Source organism: Dehalococcoidia bacterium, assembly GCA_028711995.1.
GTDB lineage: Bacteria > Chloroflexota > Dehalococcoidia > SZUA-161 > SpSt-899 > JAQTRE01.
In genome coordinates, this window is record JAQTRE010000168.1 from 1 (window position 1) to 5,711 (window position 5,711).

Consider the following 5,711-nt stretch of genomic DNA (forward strand, 5'->3'; position numbering starts at 1 on the left):
TATAACTCCCGAATTTCACAGTCGCTGTATTTCCGCAATGCGGGCAAATCACCTTGTTGTTATCCATATCTCACCTCAAACCAATAATAGGCCCTGGGACTGAAATCAACCAAATGCAAGCAGTAAGCACCACAACGCCGCCTTGCTTTTCATTCCAGTACCATTCGGTAAAGGCGATGATCCCATCGGCCAGAAAACCGATTACTGCGGCAGGTCCGGACCAATCCGCTACCACACCGATCTTCACCGGCTTATCGGACACAGTGATAGTGGGAGTGGTGGACGCAGTTGAGGATGCAGGTGTAGTAATCTCTGCAGGGATTGTCTTGTCATCATCATCGTCACCACAGGCTGCCAGCAACGGGACTATCAGTGTCATAACCAGAATCAAGGCTAAGATTTTGTACCATAGGCCGCTCTTCAAATCACGCATTGGTCCTCCCTAATTTTTGGTTTCGCCCGGAATATTCCGTTCAAGAGCAATGCCGCCCTGTCAGTCTTCTATCAACACCTCCTTTCCCAAAGGAACCTCTGATCATATGGTGCAGGATTGTCTCTATTTGTGTAGCTTGCTTCAGGAGTCCGCTGAAATGCGGGGCCCCCGAATTTCGTATACGAAGAGGGATTCGCTCTATATTACAAAATGGAACTTCAGAATTCAAGGCCTTGGCCACAGAAAATTCCTCCAGTTTGGAATCATCACGCTGTGACTCGCACAGGACTCGGAAGTAATCGAATGAATCTGCCGATGGTGGGGCTATTTCTAAAGGTTGATTGCTGCTTCAAACGGGGGGATGGGAGATGAAGACAAGAGCGTGAATGGCGATATCAAGAAGAGCATAGGGTGGGGTTGCTTCCGTGCAAAATGGTAACCAGCACCTCCGTTTTACAATGCCGCTTCCACGCCTGTAATCTCTCAAATGCAGCCACAGGGCGTAACAAACGTTTTATGGCCGTAACACATCACTCAGGCGGTCAGAAAATAGCCTTTGAAGCTACCATGTCCTTTCCTCCAGTTCCACAACGATATCTTCTTGATGTCCGTCTCGCCAGTAGGTGATGGCAATCTTGTCCCCCACCTTGTGGAACCACCATAATTGTTTGACCAGTTGGGTTGCTTCAATAGCTTCCTTGCCATCGAAACGGATGATGATATCGTCGACCTTTAGGCCCGCTTTCTCCGCGGCGCCGTCAGCTATAATGCTGGTGATAATTACTCCGGATTGTCTGGAAAGCTCTTCGCTGGTTGCCAGGGACGGCGTTACTGTCAGCAAACCTGCTCCCAGTGCGGGCCGGACTACCCGGTGCGGTTCGGCCACCAATGCTTCATACACTGGCTTTGCCGTATTGGCGCTGATCGCGAATCCAATATTCTGAGCGCCTGATTCCAGAACGGCATTGACGCCTACGATCCCCCCGTTCACGTTGATGAGCGGTCCTCCGCTGTTGCCCGGATTGATTGCGGCGTCTGTTTGAATCAAGTCGTAGTAAGTGGAATCCCCGAAAGCAAACGAACGCTCGGTGTTGCTGACGATCCCCAGTGTAATGGTAGGTCCGCCAACCAGTCCGAGCGGATTGCCGATGGTAATGACCAGATTTCCGGGGCGCAATCTGGAAGCGTCACCGAATGAGGCGGTAGGAAAATCGCCCCCCTCGATTTTGATGACGGCCAAATCAGTCAAGGTGTCAGTACCGATGATTTCCGCCTCGAATGTTTCTGAACGATCGGGAAAGCTTACCTCAATGTTGCGGGCATCTTCCACTACATGATTATTTGTCAGGATATAACCGTCGGAACTGACGACAGCGCCTGAGCCTGATGCGGATTTCGTTACTGTCCGACCGAAGAAATCCTTAGTTTCGACCTCTACTGAGATGAATACCACCGCCGGTTTGACCTTCTCTACAATATTGGCGATATCCTCTGATAGTTGTGTCACGGAGTAATGATCTGCCGAAGATGACGAAGGTGTCACTGAAGGTTCCGGCGAAGGAGTCGGGGAAGGTGTCTGAGTCTCAATGATTCCGGTATCCGTCGGAGCACTGGTCTTCTCCGAAGACTCATCATCGCAAGCTATGAGGGTGCAAATCAGCGCCAATACGAGAAAGACAGCCAGAATACGCCGGGTCATAATCATTTGGGCCCCCTTATTCTTTCCTGCGCGTTACATCTATTTTACATCGATTTTGAACGAGTATACAGGGCCGATCCGATTTTCAATCGCATCCTTCCGGGTGTATCCTTTGAATCACTCCAGTGCCTTTGTGTATGCTCGGCACGCTTTCCCTGAACACGATCCCTTCGTGTGTCAAAATCCGGCCTCCGTGCTTCACGCAAACACCTGGCCGTCACTCATATAAGAGATTCCTATTTTAGATCGCTTTCCTATCTGCATATTCTATTGGACACATCAATATACCTTATGATACACTACCGCCAGATTCCGGCCGAAAGGGGGGTGATCAGAATGCGGCGTCGGACATGAACTCCGGCTAATTGGCGAGCGTGTCTCACAATTAACTGGAAAGGAGAATATATTCATGGTTCTAACTCGATGGTTTACGTCGAAATGGCTGATCATCATCGGAGGCCTGATCTTTGGCGTGCTGGGCTCTCTGCTCGTTGAGTGGGGCAATCCGGCCAACATGGGCATTTGCGCCGCCTGTTTCCTTCGAGATATCACCGGCGCCCTCGGACTTCACCGTGCCGGGGCAGTTCAATACATCCGTCCGGAAATCATCGGCTTTGTTCTTGGGGCATTTGGCTCCGCCTTCATCTTCCGGGAGTTCCGCTCCCGAGGCGGCTCCGCACCGATGATTCGCTTCATACTTGGCGCCTTCGTTATGATAGGGGCGCTGGTTTTCCTCGGCTGTCCCATTCGGGCGCTCCTGCGCCTGGCAGGTGGAGATCTCAACGGGATCACTGCGCTGGCAGGGATTGTCTTCGGGGTGTTGATCGGCATCTTCTTTTTGAAGAGAGGGTTCAACCTCGGCCGCTCTTTCAAAATGGGGAGCATGGCTGGATGGATCATGCCGGCGGCGATGATAGGTTTACTACTCCTGGCGATAATAACTCCCAGCTACATATTTGAAACTGCCAAGGGAGGGGGCCCCGGAGCGCTTCATGCCGCCCTAGGGGTCTCGCTGGTGGTCGGGATTGCAGTGGGAGTGATGGCACAGCGAACTCGATTCTGCACAGTCGGCGGCTGGCGAGACTTGTTCCTCATGCGCGATACCTATCTCTTCAGCGGGATCGCGGCCTTCTTCATCGGCGCATTGGTCACCAATGCGATAATCGGAAATGTAACCTGGGGATTTGAAGATCAACCGATCGCACATACCGATCACCTCTGGAACTTCTTCAGTATGACGCTGGTGGGGCTCGCGGCAACGCTCCTTGGAGGGTGTCCGCTTCGCCAGATGATCCTCTCCGGTGAGGGCGATACCGATGCCGGAATGACCGTCCTCGGCCTGATCGTCGGAGCAGCCTTTGCTCATAACTTCCTGCTGACGAGCAGCGCTGCCGGACCTTCTGACTTCGGCCCGATCGCGGTCATTGTCGGGCTGGGATTCTGTGCCACAGTCGGACTCACTATGAGGGATCGAGTATGAAAGGAGAAGAAATGATTGAAGTTGACGCGCGGGGCCTTTCCTGCCCTATTCCAGTGGTGAAAACAAAGGCGGCCTTAGATGAAAACCCCAACCAGCCGGTTACTGTCTTGGTCGATAACCCGGTGGCCAAGGAAAACGTGGCCCGTCTGGCCCGGAGCAAGGGATACACAATCACCATTGAAAAAACAGCCGATGGCTACAAGATCGAGCTGAATCCGGCCAGTTGAAATGATGCCTTTAACACTGGGTAGCTTGACCGACGTCGGTCAAGCTACCCAATTCCAACATAAGGATGTAGAATAAGAAACCGATGATCTATCTGGATAACGCCGCCACGTCCTATCCCAAGCCGGAGTCCGTATACCAGGCGATGGAGGGATTCATGCGCCATGCCGCTGCCAGCCCCGGCCGCTCCGGACATCGCTTGTCTATCGAGGCCGGCCGGGTAGTTTATGGAGCGCGGGAAGCTCTGGCACAACTCTTCAACGTTGATGATCCCCTCCGCATTGTCTTCACCAAGAATGCCACGGAAGCATTGAATCTGGCGATCAACGGTATCCTGCGCCCCGGGGATCACGCTATCACCAGCAGTATGGAACACAATTCGGTAATGCGGCCGCTACGCGCGCTGGAGAAGAAAGGGATTGATCTGACTGTGGTCGGGTGCTCACGGGAAGGCTTTCTCGATCCTCAAGAAGTGGAAAAGGTCATCCGGTCGAACACCCGGCTAATAGTCCTGACCCATGCCTCGAACGTCGTGGGGACGCTTTTGCCTGTGGCTGAAGTCGGGGCTATTGCCAGAAAACACAAGGTTCTGTTCTGCGTCGATGCAGCTCAGACGGCAGGGGCTTATTCAGTTGACATAAACCAGATGAACATTGACTTATTGGCCTTTACCGGACATAAGTCTTTGTTTGGGCCGCAGGGAACCGGCGGCCTCTGCATCGGCGATGGCGTGGCAGAAACGCTTGAGCCGCTGATGAGAGGAGGCACCGGCAGCCGGTCCGAATCGGAACATCAGCCGGGCTTTCTGCCCGATAAATACGAGAGCGGCACGCCAAATACAGTTGGATTGGCAGGACTGAGTGCTGGAGTAGCGTTCATTCTGTCGCAGGGAGTGGCCAGAATCCGAGAGAGAGAGGAGAAGATTATTAAGCACCTCATCGAAGAGCTGAAATCAATCCCTGAAGTCACCCTCTACGGCACCAGCGATGCAACCAAACAGATGGCGGTGATCTCTTTGAATATCGACGGGTTCACCTCGTCGGAGGTGGCTGTGCGCCTGGAGGAGGATTCCGACATTATGTGCCGTCCGGGGCTTCAGTGCGCGCCTGTTGCTCACAAGACACTGGGAACCTTTCCCGATGGAACGGTGCGTCTAAGTCCCGGCTACTTCACCACCGAGGAAGAGATTGGCGTTACGCTTGAGGCTATACGAAGGATCGCAGCCTCGGAATGATGAGGTGTCATCCTGAGGAGCCCGATGAAACAAGGTGACGTGGCGATCTTATGGGTGACAAGAGAGACCTCTTCATCTCAATGCGTGGCCGGGCCTGCAAAGAAACCTCCTGCTTACAAAGACGGTATCCTTAATCCGTCTCCCCGGTGAAAACCGGGGTCTAGAAATGACTGGATTCCGGCCTTCGCTGGAAAGACGAAAAGGGTGGGTTCTCTTTTCTTTCGTACCGCCACCGGCGGTATCTCTTTTTCGCAAAGACACATAATAGGAGGACGTGATGTCTGTTGTCATCGATTGTCGTGGGTTGGCATGCCCGGAACCGGTTGTTCGCACCAACAAAGCACTGGAACAAGCGGATGAGGTCACAGCAATCGTCGATAATGAAATAGCCAGAGAAAACGTCTCCCGTCTGGCCAAAAGCAAGGGGTTTGGAGTTGAGATCGAATCAAAGGACGGTCTGTTCTATATGCACCTGAAGAGGGAATCGGCACTGGCTGAAGAGATACCCTGCCAGCTAGTGTCATGTCACGTAATGATTGACGGATAAAGGCGTCTCAATTTTACCCTGGCGTCATCTATGGTGAAATGCCAATTGATCTTGGCATTCAGATTGTTTCTGCTCTTGCACCATGCCTCGACT

At 52.8% G+C, this 5,711-nt stretch carries 6 protein-coding genes; 4 read left to right on the forward strand and 2 right to left on the reverse strand.

Features of this window, described 5'->3' with window-relative positions; genetic code table 11:
- Positions 1-70: 70 nt before the first annotated feature.
- Together PHV74_14635 and PHV74_14640 are read right to left on the reverse strand one after the other, a co-directional pair.
- A complete protein-coding gene (locus PHV74_14635; protein MDD5095593.1) occupies positions 71-433 on the reverse strand; it encodes a hypothetical protein in 363 nt (120 codons plus the stop codon).
- A 562-nt stretch (positions 434-995) separates the two neighbouring features.
- Positions 996-2,138 (reverse strand): trypsin-like peptidase domain-containing protein, encoded by a 1,143-nt coding sequence (locus PHV74_14640; GenBank protein MDD5095594.1) that lies wholly within the window; start codon positions 2,136-2,138, stop codon positions 996-998.
- Between the two features lie 397 nt (positions 2,139-2,535).
- Between PHV74_14640 and yedE the strand changes: the two genes are divergently transcribed.
- The 4 genes from yedE to PHV74_14660 all read left to right on the forward strand — a co-directional run bounded on the left by yedE (position 2,536) and on the right by PHV74_14660 (position 5,618).
- Complete coding sequence (yedE, locus tag PHV74_14645) at positions 2,536-3,612, forward strand: YedE family putative selenium transporter (GenBank protein MDD5095595.1); 1,077 nt, start codon at positions 2,536-2,538, stop codon at positions 3,610-3,612.
- Positions 3,613-3,623: 11 nt separating this feature from the next.
- Entirely contained in the window at positions 3,624-3,839 is a 216-nt protein-coding gene (locus PHV74_14650) for a sulfurtransferase TusA family protein (protein MDD5095596.1), read from the forward strand.
- An 83-nt stretch (positions 3,840-3,922) separates the two neighbouring features.
- Positions 3,923-5,071 carry an aminotransferase class V-fold PLP-dependent enzyme gene (locus PHV74_14655; protein ID MDD5095597.1) on the forward strand — a complete coding sequence of 383 codons (1,149 nt, stop codon included), beginning with the start codon at positions 3,923-3,925 and terminating at the stop codon, positions 5,069-5,071.
- A 277-nt stretch (positions 5,072-5,348) separates the two neighbouring features.
- The gene (locus PHV74_14660; GenBank protein MDD5095598.1) at positions 5,349-5,618 is read left to right on the forward strand and encodes a sulfurtransferase TusA family protein; all 270 of its coding nucleotides are present in this window, start codon (positions 5,349-5,351) and stop codon (positions 5,616-5,618) included.
- Positions 5,619-5,711: the final 93 nt, after the last annotated feature.

Coding starts and splice junctions, on each gene's coding strand:
- PHV74_14635 (MDD5095593.1), bottom strand. CDS start 433: ATGCGTGATTTGAAGAGCGGCCTATGGTACAAAATCTTAGCCTTGATT.
- PHV74_14640 (MDD5095594.1), bottom strand. CDS start 2,138: ATGATTATGACCCGGCGTATTCTGGCTGTCTTTCTCGTATTGGCGCTG.
- PHV74_14660 (MDD5095598.1), top strand. CDS start 5,349: ATGTCTGTTGTCATCGATTGTCGTGGGTTGGCATGCCCGGAACCGGTT.
- PHV74_14655 (MDD5095597.1), top strand. CDS start 3,923: ATGATCTATCTGGATAACGCCGCCACGTCCTATCCCAAGCCGGAGTCC.
- PHV74_14650 (MDD5095596.1), top strand. CDS start 3,624: ATGATTGAAGTTGACGCGCGGGGCCTTTCCTGCCCTATTCCAGTGGTG.